Here is an 18,105-nt window from a genome sequence, read left to right on the forward strand (position 1 = left end):
TGTCTTGATTGGCGCGTGACAGCCGTACACCTAACGCATCGCCCCGTCTTGCCACAACCTGGAGCTCGTTGAACCTAGCGTAAATTCGCGGACATCGCGTTGGCACGAATACTTGACGTTCTGCTGCAGGTTGCGTGCCACGGGTAGGGACGCTTAACGCTCGGTCACTTTTTGAGGGCAGATTAGGACTGCGTACTCTGTGACTGCTTTTGCCTTGTGGCGGCCCTGCGCCTTGTAGACATGATCCATAGCGAATAGCTCGACGCCAGGCGCCGGGGATTGAAGACGCCCGATCACTTGGCTAATGCTAGCTACGCCTGTGTTTGAGTAGCTCCAAAGGCATGACCATCCCAGGCTGAGGCATTGGTCAATCACGCGAGCGAGCAGAGATTCCACTTGATCAACGCTCCTCGTGCAAAAAGGCGACATGAATCGCCCAGCGTCACCCGGCTTGGGAATCGACGCTTTGCCGGACACCAGAGGATACTGATAGCGTACGAGTGTCTCCAACACGTGGTAGTAACGGCTGTATTCGTCTCGTGTATACGGCGGGTCAAAATACACGCAAACTGGCCTGCCGAGAAGGCGAATCGCCGCTTCTTGGAGCGCAATTTCCCAAGGCCCTTCGATCGCCTCGATCGCATTTGCGGCCTTTGAACTCTCTGCTCCAAGATTAGTCAATCGAACGAAAAATTCATGGGACACCGAGAGCCCCCGCTGGACCAGCATCTCGTTGGCGTGCTCGCCCAACTTACTCGGGTTTTTTGGATCGAGCTTGGGCTGAGCGAAATGACCTCCATAGGTAAACGCACAGCTACTAACGGCGCAGATCAAAGCGCCGAGCGCCCACGCTCGGTCAGTTTCGTTTTCCAGCTGATCGATCGAATATCGGAGGCTATCGATCTCGGCTGCCTGCCGAACGCCAATGAACAGGTTGCCGTAGTAGGCCGTGAACAGCAAATACGGCGCGAGACTCGGCGACTCCCTCCTGAAGGTTAGAAGACTGTCGAAAGGATTGCCGCTAACGGCCCCATCACCGGCGCGAGGGTATCCCGCAATCCAGGTAGAAAGGCTCTGCAAAGTGTCCGGAGTCAATTCGGCCGCGAGGAATCCTTGCTCCTTCTTAATCTCGGTGTGGACAAAATCCGGAAGCGACTCATAGTGCGACCTGGCCCGCACTAGTACCTCTTGCGCCGTTTCCCGGGCCCGTTCGTGCGTCATCCCACCGCCTTGTACTACCGCAAGCCGCTGCGAAAAGCTTTGGGCGTCGGACGCGACGGTTGACCAATATCTGCTGAACGCCCCCGCTGCGGCCCCAGACCCGCACATCAAATCGACCACAGCACTTTCAGGGGGCAAGTACGCATGCAAAATTTCATTCAAGAACGGCGCGAGAGACACCTTGGAGCCCATGTAATGTGCGGAGCGTGAGAACTGGCTCACATGCGACCCTGCCAGATTTTCCACACGCGTCTGCGCCGTGCGTATCTGATCAAGCAAAGCTGGCGACGAGCCAACGAGATCCAGATTTCCTAGCGACATGTAGTCGGATGGTTCTGCTTTCGAGTGCCCTGGTCCTCGCGACAGGGTTTCGGACCATTTAGGCAAGAGCTGTGCAAAAACGCTCGTGGCAGCCTCTTCCTCGATTGGGCTCCTCGGGCTTGAACTAACGGTCGTGACATCGTCAAGCGCAACTATGGTTTCCGGAGCAAACAGGCTCGTAGGATGGCTGAATTGACTGACAGGCGGCAGCGCCTTCGAAAGTAGTTGGAGACGCGCGTGTTGTCGCGCAGACACGTACAAGTCGTCGCCATCCGCAAGTGTGCAAAGCAACCCTAACGCCAACCACTTCGGCAGGTCCTCGTCATCCAGTTCGCTTATGCGGCGAATGGGTGGGCGCCCTTCATTCGCGGTCAAGCCAGTCTCCTAGCGAATACCAACTGGCCGTAAGGTGACGGGGCCCAGTCCAGTTGCCAATGACAGGCGCACTTGAGAAGCGAGCCTTTGAACCAATCCATCCCCCAATCCTTGTGAAAGTTGCCGGCCCAAATGCCACCCTTCTTTAGGACACGGCCGAGAGTCGCAATGTCGCTTGGAGATAGCGTCTCATAGTGCAAGACGAATGCACTGAGGATCGCGTCGAAAGAATCGTTCGGCAAGGCTTCGAGTTGCTCGGGCGTCAGAACTCCCAGCCCACGCTCTGACGCGAGAGCCCTATTGGACGACGCGAAGTCAAACCCCTTGAGATGTTGCACGAGGCGAGGAACCTCGCTTGAAAGGACTGTGCCGGGCCCACAACCGAAATCCAGAACATGCCTGGGCAAGTGCCCGGTCATGCGCGAGATACCCTGCAGGAGAGTGTCGTAGCATGTCGCATTGACAGACTTATTGATTTCACCGTCGTAGAAATTTGAGAGCCCTGCGAACAGGGTTCGGACGTACGTTCTACGTGCAACCACATCTTCCACGACAGGCAGATAGCAAGCCTCGAACATCCGCTCAAGCTTGTGGGCATGCAGCCAAGCATCGACTTCGGCAAAGTCGGTTTCAGCTATGTCCCCTTTGTAGAGACGCGCATCCTGTTCGACCGCAAGACAGTCAAAGTTTTCCGCCTGGCTCCATCCGACGAGCACGCGAGCATCGCTTCCGACCACAATGTAGATTCGCATCAGTCGCTGGCCAAATCTACGATCCGCTTGGCAACGCGCGAATGAAAGTGATCATCTCCCAAATGAAGACTCATGGCCATGTAGGTCAGCTCGCCGACTTGCGGCGGACGCGACTGCCCATGCGTGACTTGCGCAGCTACCAGTGAAACTAGTTCCGCGGCAAGTTGAATCGAACCGTAGAGACTATACGGCAACCCAATGAAGGCCTCGACGGTTCGCCACACAAAGGCGAAATCGATCATGCAGCGCCCATCGTCGAGGAATCTTGGCGTGGCCCAAACTGACAACAGTCCGAGCGGCCGTGGCTCGCCACTCTCAGTGAACTCGTTCGGCACCACTAGGCACGCGCGTCGAGTCGATCTGCGAGCCGGACCAACATAGGACGCAAGATGGTTGACAAACCCTTTGAGCTGACCTTGGGCCTCTATCTTGCTTCGAATCAGGCCTGAACTGGTCTGCAAGACGGTCTGGACGTATGCGTCGAGATCGGACTTCTGGGCGTACAGATATGCGGGAATGGTATCCAACAGGGGCGTTGTTAGCTTCAACTTGAAGCCGAGCAACTCTCGCAGTTCTTGATCTGCGTCGTCCCTTGATCTTCTGACGTGATCTGATTTTCGAAGCGTATCTATGATGATTGGATATGCAAGTGCCGCCGTTTCACAGACTACGGCCTCCTCTTGACCGATCGGCTTCGAACTCGCCATTGGCCGGCGCAGCTGTACCTTGGTCACGGGGTCCATGGAGAAGGTTTTCGGGGCCGATGCTCCACGTCCGACGAAAGCCAGATGTATCTCCTTCAGTAGATCGCCATCGCTCTCAGCGACGATCACTCGCTCGGAGAGGCCTTCACCAAGCGCTTGCACGGCTTGAATTGGCAGTCCAGCTAGCGCGGCGATTTCTTCGCGAGGCCAGGTGTCCGGCTTGCTCAGTCGCTTAAATGTCTCTGTGTTTCTTGGGTCAACACCCCAAAAAATCACCCTCGTCGTGTTTGAGCTTCGTCCAAGGGCGGCCACGATCTGCGCGACGGCGACCTGCCAAAAATCGGGTAGACCACCACCCGTTCGGGGCCTATTGTCCACCAGCACATGCGTCTCAAAGAAATTGAGGGGCAACGGAAACCCACCTGAGGTCTTTGCAGCGTTGCTAAAGCCAACCTGGACACCTACGGCGGCTCCGAAAGTTTGCGTTTGTCCGTCACCTTTCTGAAGCGGGCCGAGTTCGATATGCGTGTCGGACGAATTGCCCGAGCCTCCCCAAATCCGTTGAGCCTTATGAATGACAGTCACCTCGCCAGTTTGCCCGTCCCACACTATTCGGGCCGGGCTCGACGCAGTTTCGTTCTTGACACCTGGCAATGAAGCCTCGCCGTCCCTACTTGACACCGCCAAGTGGTGCGCCACCGCGAGAGCAATTGCACACCGAGGCAATTTTCCCCCTTGACCCGGCGCCTCCAGTAGGCAATGCTCGTCAAGTGCATCAGTGATTTCGATGCCGAGCCAGTCCAGACCGAGTATTTGATCTGCGAAGGGCGTGGAGACACCTTCGCCGATCGCTTGCCGTGTTCGGCTGCCAATGAAATTTAGTCGCTCATCACCGAACACATCCTGCAGCTGGCAGCGGCTGTAAGACAGACAAGCCCCCAGCTGCAAGTAGCCCTCGACGCTCGATGCTGGCTGCGGGCTTGTTGGACCGGTTAACCACTTCTCGAAGGTGACGGTTCCTCGCCGCTTTTCCCCGTGATCCCCTTTTGTGAGGGCCTCCGCGGCGTTTTTTACGGCTTGTGTGTTGTCGCATACTTCGTCCACCGATCTCCACACAACGCCTGCGGTGTACGAGACAGCAATTTCCTTCGGAGTGAAAGTCTGGCTGCCAATTGCGCTGCGCAGTTCCCATAGCGCAAAGAGAATATCGAGCCTACTCTCCGTGGGAATCACAATGACAAATTCATCTCCTCCGTCGAAAAAGGCTAGCCCCCGCGATCGCCGCGACATCTCATGCAAGCACAGGTATACGTGCCTCAAGGCTTGGTCACCATAGCCATGGTTGCCGTCATCGTTGACGTCCTTGAACTTGTCCAGGTCCAGGTAGATGAAGGCCAGATTTTCTGACCCGCCTTGGGCCGTAAGTCGCCTGACCGAGTGCGAAAAGGTGGCAAGGACTTCGTTGTGCTTCAGGAAAAGGCCGCCGTGCGAGTTGCGCCTTGAGTGACGCCATACGGCCGTCATCATCTCCAGAAGCTCAAGTCTCAGCTTTTGATGCTGCGGACTGGAAGCGGCTGCCGTGGACGCCTTGCACAACAGGAACAACGTCACGCCCCCTGCAGCGTCGATTGGATGCGACAAGACCGCATCGGCATCGTCGCCCCACAACTGCTCAACGTCGCGAATCTTGACTTTGGCGCCGAGCGCTTCCAGTTCGTTCAGTCGGGCAATTTCGCGAAGGCGCTGATCAACCTCCCACGGCGACAAAACAAAGTCCGTTGCGTCAGTCTTGAGGCTCGAAATTGCCTCTGACGATGCTTGTTGCGTTTTCTGCATTTCGCCTGTCCCCCCGGAATAGCCTTCTTGCACGTCTCACGATTTCCAGCACGTCAATTGCCGCTTCGCCTGCGCCGTGACTGGAAATGAATTTGCTTGCTCGTTGCGCTGCCGGCGATGCCCGATCAACGCAAACGCTTATCCCTGCCCACCGCAGCAGTTCAACATCATTGTCGTTGTCCCCCATCGCGAGGACCTGGTGAGCCTGGATTCCCATGTGATCAGTCAGATACCGGAGGCCTACGGCCTTGGATGATCCAGAAGGCCGAATTTCGATGTACCTGCCACCGCTGCTTGTCGCTGAGATTCCCGGGATTTGCATGAGGAACCCCAAGGCCGACTCTCTGAGGGCAGGATCGGTGACTTCGAACAAAATCGCCACTACCTTCGCGGTATCGAGATTCAGTTGAGACAACGGCAAGACCGCCATTCCATTGAAATCCGTCGCCGGCGCCTGATCCTTGCCCGAGAAGTGGACAGCCTCTGTCTGGGCGGCTCCGCCAATCAGCGAAGCATCGGTGTCGATTGTGTAAACGAATAGGGCCCCATCAGCGCACGATGCTCCAATACTAAGCGTCTGCTCCACCGACGCTCGTGAAATTGCGCTGTGGGCAATCAGCGCCTGATGATCGGGGCGCATGACAACGCTGCCGTTGTAGAGAACCAGCGGTACTCGATTGAGTTCTGCCATCTGACCGAGAATTGCCCGAACCCCGGTGAGCGTGCGACCGGTGGCTAGTGTCACAGCCACTTGGCTACGAGAGACAGTGGAAAACAGGTCGGCAAGTCGCGCACCCAGAATCGGCGACTGGTGCCCGATGAGAGTTCCATCGAGATCGAATGCGATCAGCCTTACGTTGGCAAAGGTGCGCAACTCCTCTGGGTCATCCATCGCATTGGGTAATGGCCTGGGTTCACCGGTCAACGATGAAGACATGATGTGTGTGGGCACGCGCACCGCTGGTGGTTCGATAGCCAAGTGCAGGAATTTTGTGTTCGGTCAGTGAGCCAAAAGCCTTCAAGGCCGGGCGTAGACGCGCCAAGGCGATGTGGGCTCCATCGGCGTACTGTACGACAAGCCGACTCCACCGGACAGAGGCAGTCAGTTCCTCAAGGTACGGCAGTCCCATCGCTTTCCGAATGAACGGGCCTTGAACGGACTTTCGCAGAGGCTGACCACACTTGCTACTGGGGTCGATTCGGACAGCTTTCAGGCCAGCCAGGGTCTCAGGCAAGTGATAGTAGCGAGAGTAGTCCCTATTGTTGTACGGAGGGTCGAGGTACAGCAGGTCGAATTGCTTGTCTCGAAGGCAAGTCAAAGCGTCTCCTTGGAAGGCGCGACCACGATTTCCGGCAACCTCAATAGGAAGCCATTGAAATTGAAAGGGCTTGAGCGCCTTGCGATGCCAATTCTTCAGGTACGCGTAGTACGTTCCAGCCGTGTTCGCGCACTTGTCAGCGCTGTTCAGCAGAGATGCTACAGCGTACTTCCTTTCTCGCTCCGACAACCAGCCCATGCGATGCCATCTTGAGATCGCTCCCCATGCCCCTGCGATGCGGCGCGCGTTGCTTTGAGTGAAGAACTGGCGAGTCTCGGAGTACTCGCGGACGAACCAACCTGACTGAACAGTTGCCTCACTCAGGACGTTTTCTAGCTCCAGACTTGTCGAAACGCCCAACGCCGATTTCACAGCATTGAAGCTCGGCGTGCGACTGCACTCAATTCGTGACGACTGAAATGCGTTGGGGAAACCTAGCAAGTCGCAAGTGGACACCTCGACCCCGCGAGCGCGGAATTCCACGCCGATATTGCCCAATCCGCCGAACGCATCTGCCGCTGTACGGACCTGAACGCCTTCCAAGGCAATGCCTGCGACAAACGATGCCGTAGACGACTTGGACCCAAAGTATCTGAACATGGAACCTCCTATGCACCGTCAATCGAAGCGGCGCTCACTGCACCGCACGCGCGTATCACCGCAGCGAGCGCCCTCGCTTGCTCGTCTGAGCCGTTCCATATCGACCGAAAAGCATTCATTACTTCGCGTTCCGCTTGCGCGTCGCGCTTCCGAAGGGGGGGCGCGCCAGGCTGGTCAGGTGGTGCGACGCCAAAATATGTACATAATTTCTGGACATTCGGAGATAGCTGCGTGAACTGCCCGGCAAGTATTCGAGACAGTTGTCCTTGACTCATCTCCATCGCAATTGCCACATCCTCCTGGGTTTCTTGGCGCGCCTCAGCTCGGCTTCGGAGCGCCGAGGCTAGTGTCGCCCTTTGTGCGCGGGTGAGTTTCATAGGTGTGAGTTTAAACTATTTATGTGCATAAGTTCAATTGACGCCTTTCTCAATGTGTCTGGCTCCCGGGGAAGACCGTGGGACCTCCATGGGCGGCATTGGCGCCGTCCCCCTGGACAATCAGGAGGGGGTGACTAGAATGTCCCCACCACTTTGCCGGGTCATTCATTGGCTCCGGCTTGGGACGAAAAGACCGCCCTCAGGCGGTTTTTTCTTGTCCGGACGGAGTTCAGGGAAGGCGCGCTGTGACCAAAGAAACCAAGAAAACAGCTGTTTACATAGACGGCTACAAGTCGAAGCGATCAAGCTTGCCACTCTTGGGCCAGGCGCAGGTTGCGCCGTGCGGTCTGCAGGCGTTGCACGAGCTCTGAGCAGCGCATGAACAGTACGCGCCGACCGACGTCGCAGCGCATGCCCGAGCCCGCTGATCAGGTGCGTCTTGCCCACCCCGGGCGGCCCGAACAGCAGCACGTTGGCTCCGCGCTCGAGCCACTCATGAGCCGTGTGGTCAGCGCCATCACCTGCGCCTTGGATACGCGCTCAGAGCCTGAGCACAAACTTTGGCCCCCGGCGCATAGGCAGCGGCGTTCATGGAAAGTGGTGCGCCCGTCTTGCCAGTAGACTGCCTGCATGCCTAAGCTAGTCTTCGCGTTGCACGAGAGCGGCCGCGTGCTGCACATCGCGGATGTCGCCAGCGGCCTTGCGTGTCAGTGCACCTGCCTAGACTGTAGGGAACCCTTGGTCGCTCGCAAGGGCGAGGTGAGGGAGCATCACTTTGGGCACACCTCCGGTCAGGAGCACGACTGGGCATGGGAGACGCACCTGCACGCCTACGCCAAACAGCTGATCATGGACGCGGGCGGCTTGGCCGTGCCGCTGCATGCGACCGTCGCGGAGCACCTGGGGCTGGCTGCAGAGACAAAAGACGCGCGCCTCCAGGCCGGCGGCACGCCGATTCAGCAGGAGATCTCCCGCGGCGCGGTTCGCCCGGATCTCGTCTTGCATCTGGCCGAGCGCGATGTCGAGATCGCGCTGGAGGTGCGGGTAACGCATGGCTGCGATCAGGCTAAGCGCAACGAGTTCAAGCGCCAGCGGCTGGCGGCGCTTGAGATCGATTTGAGGCGTTTTCCACCGGAGCGATTCGACCCCAAGAAGCTGGCGGACGCGGTGCTGCTCAGGACAGAGAACAAGACCTGGTTGTGGCCACTGCCGCCGCCGCCTGCTCGCGATTGGGTGTACCAACTCGTAGACGAACTGCCCCCTGAGGAGGCCGGGCAGCCTCTTGCGAAGCCGCAGCTGCCCAGAAAGCCGCTGCCTCCTCCTGTCAGCCTGCAGTTCCGTGTGCGTGCCTGGCGCGCGGCCGTTACCGTTTCAGTGCTGCAGGAAGGCGAAGAACACATTTGCGTCCGGGTGATGGAGATGGCGATCGGCCGCATGGCGACAACCAATGCGGAGCAGGCCGCCCCGCGCATCGCAGAACTGGTGGAATTCGTAGTTACCGGTCACAGCTCGTATGCCGAGAACCCGCGAGCAGGCACGTGGCTCGTGCCCAGCTGGGAGGCTACAGCCGTGGCCAATGCGCTCCAAGAGGCCGCCTCGCGCTACCTCATTCACGAAAACGAGCAGCGCCAGGCACAGGGTGCGACGCTAGAAGCGGATCTGCGATACCGGCGCCAGGCTTGGCCAGGACAGCGGCCGGAGCCTTCAACGCCTGAACGCCCGCGCGACAATCCGTACTCGCGTCGGCGAGGCTGAAACACGACGCAGGGCGGCTTCCGTCAGCGGTGCCGCCATTCCCAAGGTGCTACCGGATCTTTGTCGGCCCACAACCCCGTTCGAGCAGTGCGCGCCTCAGCTTGCACCTGGTGCAGCGGGCTCGCCCGCGGCGCGTACCGGTCATAGACCCACGCCATCCCGCGGCGTACCTGCTCTGCGTTTGCGTCATGTCCGCGACATTCGACGCGCGCCACGGTGCGCCCGTAGCGGTCCTGGGCCTCGGTGTAGATGCTGGCCCACGCACCGAAGCACAGTGTCGATAGCGACATTTTGGCCCGCTGACCGAACGGTTGCGCCTTCTCAGGCGCGTCGATTTGCGCGAGACGAACCTTCAACTGGCGGAAGCTGCTCGGCTCGCCACAGCGCACGGTCAAGGTATCCCCGTCAGACACCCCCACGACCAGACAGGACTCGGAAGCTAACCCGGAGCACGCGGCAAAGGCAAGTAGGAGAACGAAGGGAAGTCTGAGCATCACATCTGCACTGTAACGCGGCAGTGAGGCGGATTTGCTGGCGCGTGCCCTCCCAACTTGCTGCGACTTAGCCCCGACGCACAGGTCGGGCTCGGGAGAGCTCGGCGGGTCCGGCGTGTTCGGAGACTTACTGGAGTAGCTGCGAATTCCAGCAGCCTAGCGTCGTCCGCAAGGAAAAGGAAAAATCGCCCTTCGCGACCTTGCCACCCGCCGCAGTCTGCAAGGAAGACAAGGAAGTAGCCTAGCAAAGTTGCGGCGGCCAAGGCGATCTTCGACGCGGTTAGGAAGCGCGGCTGCAGACCCGCCAATCGTCGCTCGGGTAAGCTATGACAAGGTGGCGGATTCGAGCCATTCATATCTTTTTTGGCGCCGAGGACGGGCGTGTGTCAGCGAAAGCAGCTTGCCTTGAGGCTTCGCCTGATCCGAAGGCAAATTGCGCGACTTTTGCGCGACTTGCCCAAGCGCATAGGGGCACTTTCCTGCAATCTAGATTGGGTGGACGCCCGTAAGTCGTTGATTTCACAGACCCCTATTTACCTTTCGCAGGCTACGAACCAAGGGGTCGTGGGTTCGAATCCTGCCAGCCGCACCAATAAAATCAAGGACTTAGCTTGTTCACTCAGGGGCGCCCACGAGCCCCGGGTAACGCCGGGGAAACCGGACGCTCAGCAAAGCGTCTTCAGGGAGCCTCGGGCTGCAATCGAAATGCAGAGCTTCCCGTCCTTCAAGTGAGACAGCGAAACCCGGGCCATGTGTCCGGGTTTTTGCCTTCTGGTCCTCGCACGGGGAGGCTAAATTGAAGCCCCTTACGTCTCCGCTTCCTCCGCTCATGACGCCAAATGAAGTCTCCGCCTACATCGGCGTGCCGACCACTACCCTTTCTGTGTGGCGCAGCACAGGTCGTGTGCATCTGCCGTTCGTGAAGGCGGGTCGAGCTGTTCGCTACCGGCGCGAAGAAGTTGAGGCGCTTCTTGCCGGGCGCTCAAGCCAAGAGGCAAGCCCGACAAGGCGTTCGTCTAAAGCGCCGGTGAGGGCGGCAGTCCGCAGGCTTGAGGAGTTCATGGCCAACCACGACGCCCTAAAGTGCGAGCGCTGCAATCACCAGGTGGAAGAGGCAGAGGTCCGCATCGTGTCGCACCTTGAACTGCCTTCATTGGAGGGGCCGCGTGACCCTCACGACTGGCATTGCTTCTGCGCTGCCTGCCATCAGGAGCTCGCACGAGAGCCTGCCGCTTTATGGGCTCCGAAACTCCCGGCCAGCCATCCGGCATCGAAGCATCTCAGCCAGGTCGAACGGCAACGGGCAATTTAGCTCCTTCGGCGGAGAGGTACGCAATTTAGGGGTTGCGCTCCGGCTGAGCTTGCCCGACAGTGCTCCAAAACACAGGAGCCGCCGTGACCGCTGCCGCAAAAACATCACCATCCCCGACATCCACGCGTCTTTCGATACTCGGGGCAGGACTCATCGCTCTTGCCTTTATAGCCCCCTACGTCGGTGCGGCGATTGGGATTGGTGAAGCGAGTGCCTTCCAAGCGGGCCAGGATATCGCCCGCACCCTAGGCTCTCTTTTGTTCTTGGCCTTCATTGCTTGGGCAGTCACGAGAGGCCGCAGTGATTCAACCAAGGCAGCGGCCCGGGTGGTGGTGGGCGTGCTTCTCTGCGCCGTCGTAGCGTCCAACATCGCCAGCGCAGCGAGCGATGCAGCGGCGGTTAAGGCCTACGTTGTGGAAACCGTTCAATTCAGGGACGCCCAGGCTGCGAAGTTCTCGAAGCTGGGGGAACGCTTCGACAGCATTGACCTTACAAAAGTGCTGACGCCACAGTCCGTAGCCACTCCCCCAGGCCAAGCTATAGCCAGAGCTTTGCTTGCGAACTATCGTGCCCTTCTCGCCGAGCGCCGAGCGCTACTGCAAACTTACCTGCTGGAGTTTGAACGGTTCGTCAACGAGAGAGCGCCTTCGGGTAATGCACGCGCCGCAGCCATGGCGGCCATGAAAGAAAAGAAGGACCAGACCGTGACTCTCTACGCTGCGCTGGACGAGGCACAGGGCGGGCTAGCCGACAGCATGGAGCGTGTTCTGGACTGGGGCGCGGCCCAGGGCGGCCGGCTCGGGGTGCAGAACGGTCAACTGTTATTCACTGACGTTCGTCAGCAAGGTGAGCTCAGCGCGCTTGCAGCCCAAGTGACTGAGGCAGAAAAGAAGTTCAACGCAACGCTGCTGACCACCCAGGCCGCGCACAGCCAGGCGCAAGCCGACATGGTGGACCAGAACAGACGCGTCCAGGAGTTCCTCAAGAAGTGACAAGGAAATCTCGACGATGCTCTATGAAGAACAAGCGGCCGAGTTGCTCCGACGCTGCGAAGCAGTCGCAGATAGACGGCTTAATCAAGTCCGAGGCAATCTCCGGAAAGCATCTACAAGAGCCGAGGCTGTTTGGGAGCTTCTTGTACTTGAGGCAGCATCCCACTTGGGCAAGGTCGAGTGCGAGCCACCCGGTGGAGGTCCAGATGTCCGCCTTCAGATGCCTTCGGGCCGGTGGCTATCCCTGGAGGTCACCTACCTGCACCCTCGATTCGAAGACGAGGAGCGACGTTGCCGCTTGGTTAGTGACTGGATGGCAGAGGAGGAGAAGAAATTGGGTCCTCCGCGCGTCGCCATCGAATGCCGTTTTGACGGAGGCAGAGTTGAGGCGTCTGGAACTCGCCTGACCCTGCCTTTGGAGCACGAACGGAACCGCTTCCTAGCCTCCGCCGAAGTCGCAAACTTTCTCGCAGCAGTACGGCTAAGCCCGAAGGAACGCCATCGAGCAAAGCTGACGGACTACAGCATCACGCTCTTGTCACGCCCAAGGAGCTCGGACGCGGACACATTCATCTCTTCGTCCGGACCTGTGCTCGAGTCGCCCCAAACGGTCGCTGAGCATGCGGCATTTCGTGCGCTGCGCGCGAAAATCGAGCAACATAAAGTTGATGAGCCCTATATCGTCTGCATAGGGAGCGACGTAAGTAGGGTCTTGACCGATGGCCTGTCCGGCTTCTATGTCCGACTGCAGCAGGCGCTGGGCGCCGCAGTCAGACCATCGGGGCGGTTGTCGGCAGTCCTGGTCGTCTCGATAAAAACGCAATCCTTTCTCCCTGACACTTCCCGTCATGCGCAAGGCACGCTCTATCCAGTCGCTGGATGTCGGCACCCCTTGTTGTCCGAGGAAATCCAAGCGCTTGAAACGATGAACCTGAACAGGTGGAAGTACACCTTCCCGCTGGCGCGCCGAGAGTCACCCCCCAAGCACCGCCGTACGAAGGTTGGCGGACCGCTCACAACCACATACACCAGGAGCCACGCAGTGAAAAAACTGACCATCCCCGCATCCGTGCTTGTTGATATCCTCGCGGGTCGGACGAGCCTATCAGGCGTGTACGGAAGTGGCGACCAAGACGTTATAAATTCTCTTCGCCAGGGTTGGACCGTGGTCGGCTGCAAGTTCAAGAACGGCAACATTGAGCAAGCTCAAAGCGGGACGGTGGAGCTTGAACTATCGCCGCCGCATGAAGCGGTCTTTTGGGGTAAAGACGCAACTGGCACCAGTTGATTGGTTCGATGAAGGCGAGGGGTGCTGAATTCAGCGTTTCCAGAAGGAGGGAAGCCATGGGATATGGAGACAAGAAGGTCGTCATCGAGATGACCGAGCTAGAGGACGGTGCCATTGAGCACACCGGCCCCGACGGGCTGAAGCGGACTTACTACCCCGGCCGGCAAATCTGGCTCGACTTGCAAGACCTCCAGGTCTGGCAGCATCTGAGGCAGCATCAGAAAGAGTCCGAAGAAGGAGTCCCTAACCTCGTCACGCAGGTTAGAGGTGAAGCACGGCTCGAAGACTACGACTTGTCCATCATTGGAGAGTTAACAAACAAGACACGAAGCGTGAGGGTTGCCATCGAGGTAGGGGACGTCAGCCCTGCCTTGAAAGAAGTGGACAGCGTGCTCGGCGGCCTCTTGTTCAATAAGCCGATGGGCGTCGCGCAGTTAGGCTTCTCCCGAGCCGATTGGGAGATTGGGAACTCAGATGAGTGGTGGCTTTCCTGCTACGTGACGGAAGCCACTCTGCGAGCTCTGAGCGACGCGGTCGCCACAGGCGCTCTTCAGAGCCTGAAGCTGGGCCTGCGACTAAAAGACCTTTACACGACAGAGCATCCGATGGCTCCAATCTCTGGAAAGGCGAACCTTTTCTTGCGCCCCAATCGGAGCGACAACACCATTGAGTGCCCGGAGTGCGCCACGGGCTACATCATGCATCTGAGTATGAGTCTCGCACGCGTGGACATGCGACCGACGGAGGTTAAGGAGGATGACGAAGACCAGGAACACATGGAACTGCGAGAAGTGCCACTGGACCCGGTAGCAGTCGCAGTCGCAGGCCTTACCGCGTCCGTCGGCGCTCTTCGTCACACCATCAAGTGGGTGGGAGGCATAGCAGCTGTCTGCCTCGTTATCCTGGCTCTCAAGTGAGCCTCATTGCCCCTTGCGCCAGAGCCAAGGCTCAATCGGAGCCGCATCGCTCCATAGGCCCACACCGGCAGCGCGGGCCGCGACCTCAAGCCGCTTGATTTCGGGGTCCGTGAGGTACTTAGTGAACGCCCATGCCATGCCTGCGCGCACTTGCTCGGCACTGGCATCCGCACCCTGGCACTCCACGCGCGCAACGGTGCGGCCATAGCGGTCCCGTGCCGTCTCCCTGATGGCGGCCCACTGCTGGAAGCATAGGCTAGATAGGGCCTGCTTGCTGCGGCTGCCAAAGGCCTGCTTCTTCTCAGGTGCGTCGATTTCAGCCAGGCGAACCTTCACTTGGTCATAGTGGCCCGGCTCGCCGCATCGGGCCGTGAGGGTATCCCCATCAGTGATGCCGACGACCAGGCAAAGCAGCACACCAATCATTACCGCATCCCAATAGCTAAACGCCCGGCTGTCATTGCCGGTCAGCTCGTTGGGTTTATCAGCAGGCGTCCTTCCGAGACTTCCACGCTGTATGTGGCCACAATCTGCTCTCCCAAAGCGTTGATGCAGCGCACCAGCAGAGTGCCCGGGGCAGACGTGTCGCGGGCGGGGTCTTTCATCCTGAACGCCATTCCCATGGCCCCCTGCGGCCCTAGGTGAGGGGTGCCAACGTTGCCATGAAGCTCTAGCTCGTTGGTGTGTGTGAGGTCCACCAGCACTTGCTGGCAATCGCGGCCGTAGTTCTTGAGCTCGTAGGCCCAATATGTCGCCCCTTCTATATCATTTCGGCTACTCGCGCCTCCTTCAAAGCTGAATCGTGGATTGTTGGCTTGCTTTAGCGCTGCATGGTCGGCCTTTAGCTTTTCCCGCTCAAGGTCAAGCTGCTGGAAGGCCGCTTGGACGAGCTCCTTCTGCTGCGCCACTGAGTTTTTGAGTTCTTCCGCTTGCAGGTGCAACGCCTGGCTGTTTTGCTTCAGCTCTTGGCCCTGCTGAATGTAGCCAAGAATCAACCAGAAGAGAGTCAGGGGGCCAAAGACACCCGCGAGAAAGTCGCCTGTCTCATTCAAGGAAAGCGACTCATAGTCCCCGAGCTTCTGCCCGAGCAACACCCACACGGCGACACCGTATGCAATCGTGACCAAGGCCCCGAACGAAATCAGCTTGTTTTCAGTAAACCACTTCACGATGCAATCTCTGCGGGCTCTGCCCTTATGGACTCCGAAAACCTGCCCGCTGAGCGGCAGCGAAGGGTCTCTGCCATGTCGAAGGCCACTGACGGGACATTTACGCCGTCTTGGACCATTTGCCGCAGACGCTCCAGCGCACCAGCCCCCGTTACGCCCACCCAATCGTTCAATTGGAAGCGCGTCCAGTGACCATAGGCCAGCTCGAAGCCGTCCTTCTTCTTTGCCCCAATACCGGCCGTGCTCAAGATTGCCAGCACACCGAACCCCACTAGATAGAAGGCCAAAGCTGCGCCGCCGACATCCTGTCGGACAGAAGCCACCAGACCAGCGGCCAGGGCAACCGGCATGGCCAGCATTAGAGCGGCCTTGAACAAGGCTCCAATCCATCCCCAGGCCGGGGCAAACGTGCTCTCGGGCCTGTACATGCAGAGCGCATTGGCCTGCTGGTGCTTGATGACCGCCCTTAGCGCCAACCTCAAGAAGACGGGGTCTTGCCAGTCTCGGACGAGGAGCAGTGCGTCAGCGCCGTGCATGACTTCGTCGGTGTGAGCTTCGTGGGGGATAGGTGACCCCTTCTCCGGGTCCTTGGCCGTGGCGAGAGGCAATGTTGCAGCCAGGCATAGCTTGAAGCGGCCGACAGCTTGTTCCAGCCGGTCAGCGTCATGCTGCGGAAGGCTTGTTGCTGGGCTGTCCAGGTCGCGCCGCTCTCCACTTAGCGAGTAGAAGCCGCTGTCCACAAGTGCAGTTCGGGTCTCCTCGGCCAGCATTCTCCACCGGCCGCGAATGACACTCTGACCCTCGATTTTCGCCGCGACGTAGCGGGCGGCACTGTCTTCGTCTTCCAGCCATTCCTCGAATCGCGCGTCCATCAGGCCTCCCATGCGTTGGGGAGGGACTCGGCCGGCGGTTCGTGCAGCTTGGCGCAGTTCTCTTTGCCCTTCGCAACGAGTTCGTCAATCGCGCCGCCGATGACGAACAGCGACAGCCACAAGGGCGAAGAAGCCCACCAGGGGAGGACGGTGAACATCCAGGCAATGAGGAAGACGCCCGCCGAATACAGCAGCCACTGCCCGAATGTGAGCTTGGGAAAGGGAATCTTAATTTCCTCGCCTCTCATCATCCAGGACAGCCCGCACCAGATAACAACCCACCACACCCAGTTCGGCACGTCATCGCCGAACCAGGACTTAGCAGCTCCGGCGCCCAGCACGCCAGCAGCACCCGCGACCATGAAGAACACGCTCAGGAAGACCCAGACGTAAAACTGAGTTTTGGTGATGTCCCATGCCTCGCGCAGGGTCACGTACGCGATGTATGACAGGTAAGACGGCTCTTCTGCTTTCATGCTCTGGCCCCTCCGCCGCTTTGTTACGGCTGAGCCATCTTATACGCGGCAGCGTCAGCGTCAAACCCGTGGCACCTCATTGACTCAACGCCAAGTGATTGCCAGCCGCCATAGCCTGTTTCTGAGGCTATTGATGCCTGAACGCCAAGTGACTGCCGCTCCTGTTATTTCGCTGTTCTCAGGCTAAGCCTCCAGCGTCTCACGCTGCTCTTTGAGCGCCCCCGACAGCTCTCGGAGCATCTTCCGAGTCCCACCCTTCCAGCCATTACGGCTAACCCTGCCTTTGCCTGCTGTGCTCTTCGGCCCGGTGGACTGCTCCCACGGCTTCCAGCTTTGAATGGCCTCCCGTTGCCGTTGCCGCTGCTCCTGTGTCCAAGACCGTGCCGCCATGCTGTATCCCTTCTAAAAGTTTGGTTTGCTCGTTTCCTGTTTCTCCGTGTGCGTGTGCGTGTGCGTGTGCGTGCGTACTGGTCGCGGAATCGGTTTTAGGGCCTGACATAACCCCGTTGTTCACCTGCTGCGGGCCGTTCGAGATGTTGGCTTGCTTAGCGAACACCACCGGGGGGTTCTTAATGGCCGCCAGGGTCTCCAGGGTGGCGCGGCACTGTCCTTGGGCCTTCAGCGCCAGACGCATGTAGCGCTCCGTCGCGTCCATGTACTCGCCCATGTTCACGGCTGCACGTCGGGCCAGTTCGGCAAAGATGGAGTTCAGGGACACGGCCTGGGCGCTGAGCATCTGCTCCGCTGCCTTGAGGTCGCCGCCGTTCACTGCGTTTCCAGTCTCCCGGAGGCTGGTCACCATGTCGTTCAGAGAAAGCTCGCCGTGTTCGGCCTGTGAGAACTTCACCACCAAACCGGCATTTGCAGCAAGCCCGGCGGCGGCCATGTCAGTGACTGCCTTGTCCATAGTGACACCGGGCGCGGTCACCACCTCAAGGCGTCTGCTCTTGGGCGTTTCCGGCTTCACGACGGCAGCAGTGGTGCCGGCTTTGGCCTTAGCCTTGGTTTGATTTCCTTTGATTGTTTTCATGTCGGCTCCTGGGCCATCAGCCAATGAAGACCCAAATTGCGTTCGCGGCATCGCGCCTGTAGAGGCCCTCACCGCTTCCAGGATTCCAACCCACGCCGTTGGCATAAACGACCATGCCCGGCCTGAAACGAGCAGGCGGCACCGTAAGGACCTGGAGCTCCAGAAAGGACTTTGCGTCCAACATGCCTCTCTCAATTTCGAGGAGTTCACTCCGCAAAAAGGGCGGCAACTGTTCTGGCCTGTCGGGAACCATGCTGGTGGACTGATAAGTCATTTGTTTGTCCTTAAAGATGTT

Annotated in this window: 18 protein-coding genes; 5 read left to right on the forward strand and 13 right to left on the reverse strand. The window is 58.9% G+C overall.

Annotated elements, in window-relative coordinates; translation table 11 throughout:
- Positions 1-153 precede the first annotated feature (153 nt).
- From HNE04_RS19585 to HNE04_RS28570, 6 genes are all read right to left on the reverse strand, one after another.
- On the reverse strand, positions 154-1,917 hold the full coding sequence (locus HNE04_RS19585; RefSeq protein WP_172222887.1) for a hypothetical protein: 1,764 nt from the start codon (positions 1,915-1,917) through the stop codon (positions 154-156).
- Complete coding sequence (locus tag HNE04_RS19590) at positions 1,914-2,669, reverse strand: class I SAM-dependent methyltransferase (protein ID WP_172222890.1); 756 nt, start codon at positions 2,667-2,669, stop codon at positions 1,914-1,916. The genes HNE04_RS19585 and HNE04_RS19590 overlap by 4 nt, the downstream gene beginning before the upstream one ends.
- Positions 2,669-5,209 (reverse strand): diguanylate cyclase, encoded by a 2,541-nt coding sequence (locus HNE04_RS19595; protein ID WP_172222892.1) that lies wholly within the window; start codon positions 5,207-5,209, stop codon positions 2,669-2,671. The genes HNE04_RS19590 and HNE04_RS19595 overlap by 1 nt, the downstream gene beginning before the upstream one ends.
- On the reverse strand, positions 5,157-6,188 hold the full coding sequence (locus HNE04_RS19600; RefSeq protein WP_172222895.1) for an HAD-IIB family hydrolase: 1,032 nt from the start codon (positions 6,186-6,188) through the stop codon (positions 5,157-5,159). Before HNE04_RS19600 ends, HNE04_RS19595 begins: the two co-directional genes overlap by 53 nt.
- Entirely contained in the window at positions 6,124-7,128 is a 1,005-nt protein-coding gene (locus HNE04_RS19605; protein ID WP_172222898.1) for a DNA adenine methylase, read from the reverse strand. The genes HNE04_RS19600 and HNE04_RS19605 overlap by 65 nt, the downstream gene beginning before the upstream one ends.
- Positions 7,129-7,670: 542 nt before the next feature.
- Positions 7,671-7,976, reverse strand: coding sequence for a hypothetical protein (locus tag HNE04_RS28570; protein WP_407926612.1), 306 nt, complete (start codon positions 7,974-7,976; stop codon positions 7,671-7,673).
- Positions 7,977-8,243: 267 nt separating this feature from the next.
- Here HNE04_RS28570 and HNE04_RS19620 point away from each other — a divergent pair, with 267 nt between their 5' ends.
- Positions 8,244-9,260 (forward strand): hypothetical protein, encoded by a 1,017-nt coding sequence (locus HNE04_RS19620; protein WP_172222904.1) that lies wholly within the window; start codon positions 8,244-8,246, stop codon positions 9,258-9,260.
- Between the two features lie 23 nt (positions 9,261-9,283).
- Here HNE04_RS19620 and HNE04_RS19625 read toward each other — a convergent pair whose 3' ends face one another.
- Positions 9,284-9,649 carry a thermonuclease family protein gene (locus HNE04_RS19625; protein ID WP_328700368.1) on the reverse strand — a complete coding sequence of 122 codons (366 nt, stop codon included), beginning with the start codon at positions 9,647-9,649 and terminating at the stop codon, positions 9,284-9,286.
- Positions 9,650-10,583: 934 nt separating this feature from the next.
- Between HNE04_RS19625 and HNE04_RS19630 the strand changes: the two genes are divergently transcribed.
- From HNE04_RS19630 to HNE04_RS19645, 4 genes are all read left to right on the forward strand, one after another.
- On the forward strand, positions 10,584-11,066 hold the full coding sequence (locus HNE04_RS19630) for a helix-turn-helix transcriptional regulator (RefSeq protein ID WP_172222910.1): 483 nt from the start codon (positions 10,584-10,586) through the stop codon (positions 11,064-11,066).
- 83 nt (positions 11,067-11,149) lie between these two features.
- A complete protein-coding gene (locus HNE04_RS19635; RefSeq protein ID WP_172222913.1) occupies positions 11,150-12,058 on the forward strand; it encodes a hypothetical protein in 909 nt (302 codons plus the stop codon).
- 313 nt (positions 12,059-12,371) lie between these two features.
- On the forward strand, positions 12,372-13,346 hold the full coding sequence (locus tag HNE04_RS19640) for a hypothetical protein (protein WP_172222916.1): 975 nt from the start codon (positions 12,372-12,374) through the stop codon (positions 13,344-13,346).
- Positions 13,347-13,402: 56 nt separating this feature from the next.
- Positions 13,403-14,263, forward strand: a complete 861-nt coding sequence (locus HNE04_RS19645; protein ID WP_172222918.1) for a hypothetical protein — start codon at positions 13,403-13,405, stop codon at positions 14,261-14,263.
- Between the two features lie 3 nt (positions 14,264-14,266).
- Here the strand turns inward: HNE04_RS19645 and HNE04_RS19650 are convergent, their stop codons facing one another.
- The 6 genes from HNE04_RS19650 to HNE04_RS19675 form a co-directional block, all read right to left on the reverse strand.
- Positions 14,267-14,689 carry a thermonuclease family protein gene (locus HNE04_RS19650; protein WP_172222921.1) on the reverse strand — a complete coding sequence of 141 codons (423 nt, stop codon included), beginning with the start codon at positions 14,687-14,689 and terminating at the stop codon, positions 14,267-14,269.
- A gap of 41 nt (positions 14,690-14,730) precedes the next feature.
- Positions 14,731-15,432 (reverse strand): hypothetical protein, encoded by a 702-nt coding sequence (locus tag HNE04_RS19655; protein ID WP_172222923.1) that lies wholly within the window; start codon positions 15,430-15,432, stop codon positions 14,731-14,733.
- Complete coding sequence (locus HNE04_RS19660) at positions 15,429-16,304, reverse strand: hypothetical protein (RefSeq protein WP_172222926.1); 876 nt, start codon at positions 16,302-16,304, stop codon at positions 15,429-15,431. Before HNE04_RS19660 ends, HNE04_RS19655 begins: the two co-directional genes overlap by 4 nt.
- Positions 16,304-16,780, reverse strand: coding sequence for a hypothetical protein (locus HNE04_RS19665; protein WP_172222929.1), 477 nt, complete (start codon positions 16,778-16,780; stop codon positions 16,304-16,306). The genes HNE04_RS19660 and HNE04_RS19665 overlap by 1 nt, the downstream gene beginning before the upstream one ends.
- Positions 16,781-17,051: 271 nt before the next feature.
- Positions 17,052-17,810 carry a hypothetical protein gene (locus HNE04_RS19670; protein WP_172222932.1) on the reverse strand — a complete coding sequence of 253 codons (759 nt, stop codon included), beginning with the start codon at positions 17,808-17,810 and terminating at the stop codon, positions 17,052-17,054.
- A 16-nt stretch (positions 17,811-17,826) separates the two neighbouring features.
- A complete protein-coding gene (locus HNE04_RS19675) occupies positions 17,827-18,084 on the reverse strand; it encodes a hypothetical protein (protein ID WP_172222935.1) in 258 nt (85 codons plus the stop codon).
- Positions 18,085-18,105 lie beyond the last annotated feature (21 nt).

The sequence above is a fragment of the Caenimonas soli genome, assembly GCF_013155545.1.
Lineage (GTDB): Bacteria > Pseudomonadota > Gammaproteobacteria > Burkholderiales > Burkholderiaceae_C > Ramlibacter > Ramlibacter soli.

Coding starts and splice junctions, on each gene's coding strand:
- HNE04_RS19590 (WP_172222890.1), bottom strand. CDS start 2,669: ATGCGAATCTACATTGTGGTCGGAAGCGATGCTCGCGTGCTCGTCGGA.
- HNE04_RS19595 (WP_172222892.1), bottom strand. CDS start 5,209: ATGCAGAAAACGCAACAAGCATCGTCAGAGGCAATTTCGAGCCTCAAG.
- HNE04_RS19605 (WP_172222898.1), bottom strand. CDS start 7,128: ATGTTCAGATACTTTGGGTCCAAGTCGTCTACGGCATCGTTTGTCGCA.
- HNE04_RS19630 (WP_172222910.1), top strand. CDS start 10,584: ATGACGCCAAATGAAGTCTCCGCCTACATCGGCGTGCCGACCACTACC.
- HNE04_RS19640 (WP_172222916.1), top strand. CDS start 12,372: ATGGCAGAGGAGGAGAAGAAATTGGGTCCTCCGCGCGTCGCCATCGAA.
- HNE04_RS19645 (WP_172222918.1), top strand. CDS start 13,403: ATGGGATATGGAGACAAGAAGGTCGTCATCGAGATGACCGAGCTAGAG.
- HNE04_RS19650 (WP_172222921.1), bottom strand. CDS start 14,689: ATGATTGGTGTGCTGCTTTGCCTGGTCGTCGGCATCACTGATGGGGAT.
- HNE04_RS19660 (WP_172222926.1), bottom strand. CDS start 16,304: ATGGACGCGCGATTCGAGGAATGGCTGGAAGACGAAGACAGTGCCGCC.
- HNE04_RS19665 (WP_172222929.1), bottom strand. CDS start 16,780: ATGAAAGCAGAAGAGCCGTCTTACCTGTCATACATCGCGTACGTGACC.
- HNE04_RS19670 (WP_172222932.1), bottom strand. CDS start 17,810: ATGAAAACAATCAAAGGAAATCAAACCAAGGCTAAGGCCAAAGCCGGC.
- HNE04_RS19675 (WP_172222935.1), bottom strand. CDS start 18,084: ATGACTTATCAGTCCACCAGCATGGTTCCCGACAGGCCAGAACAGTTG.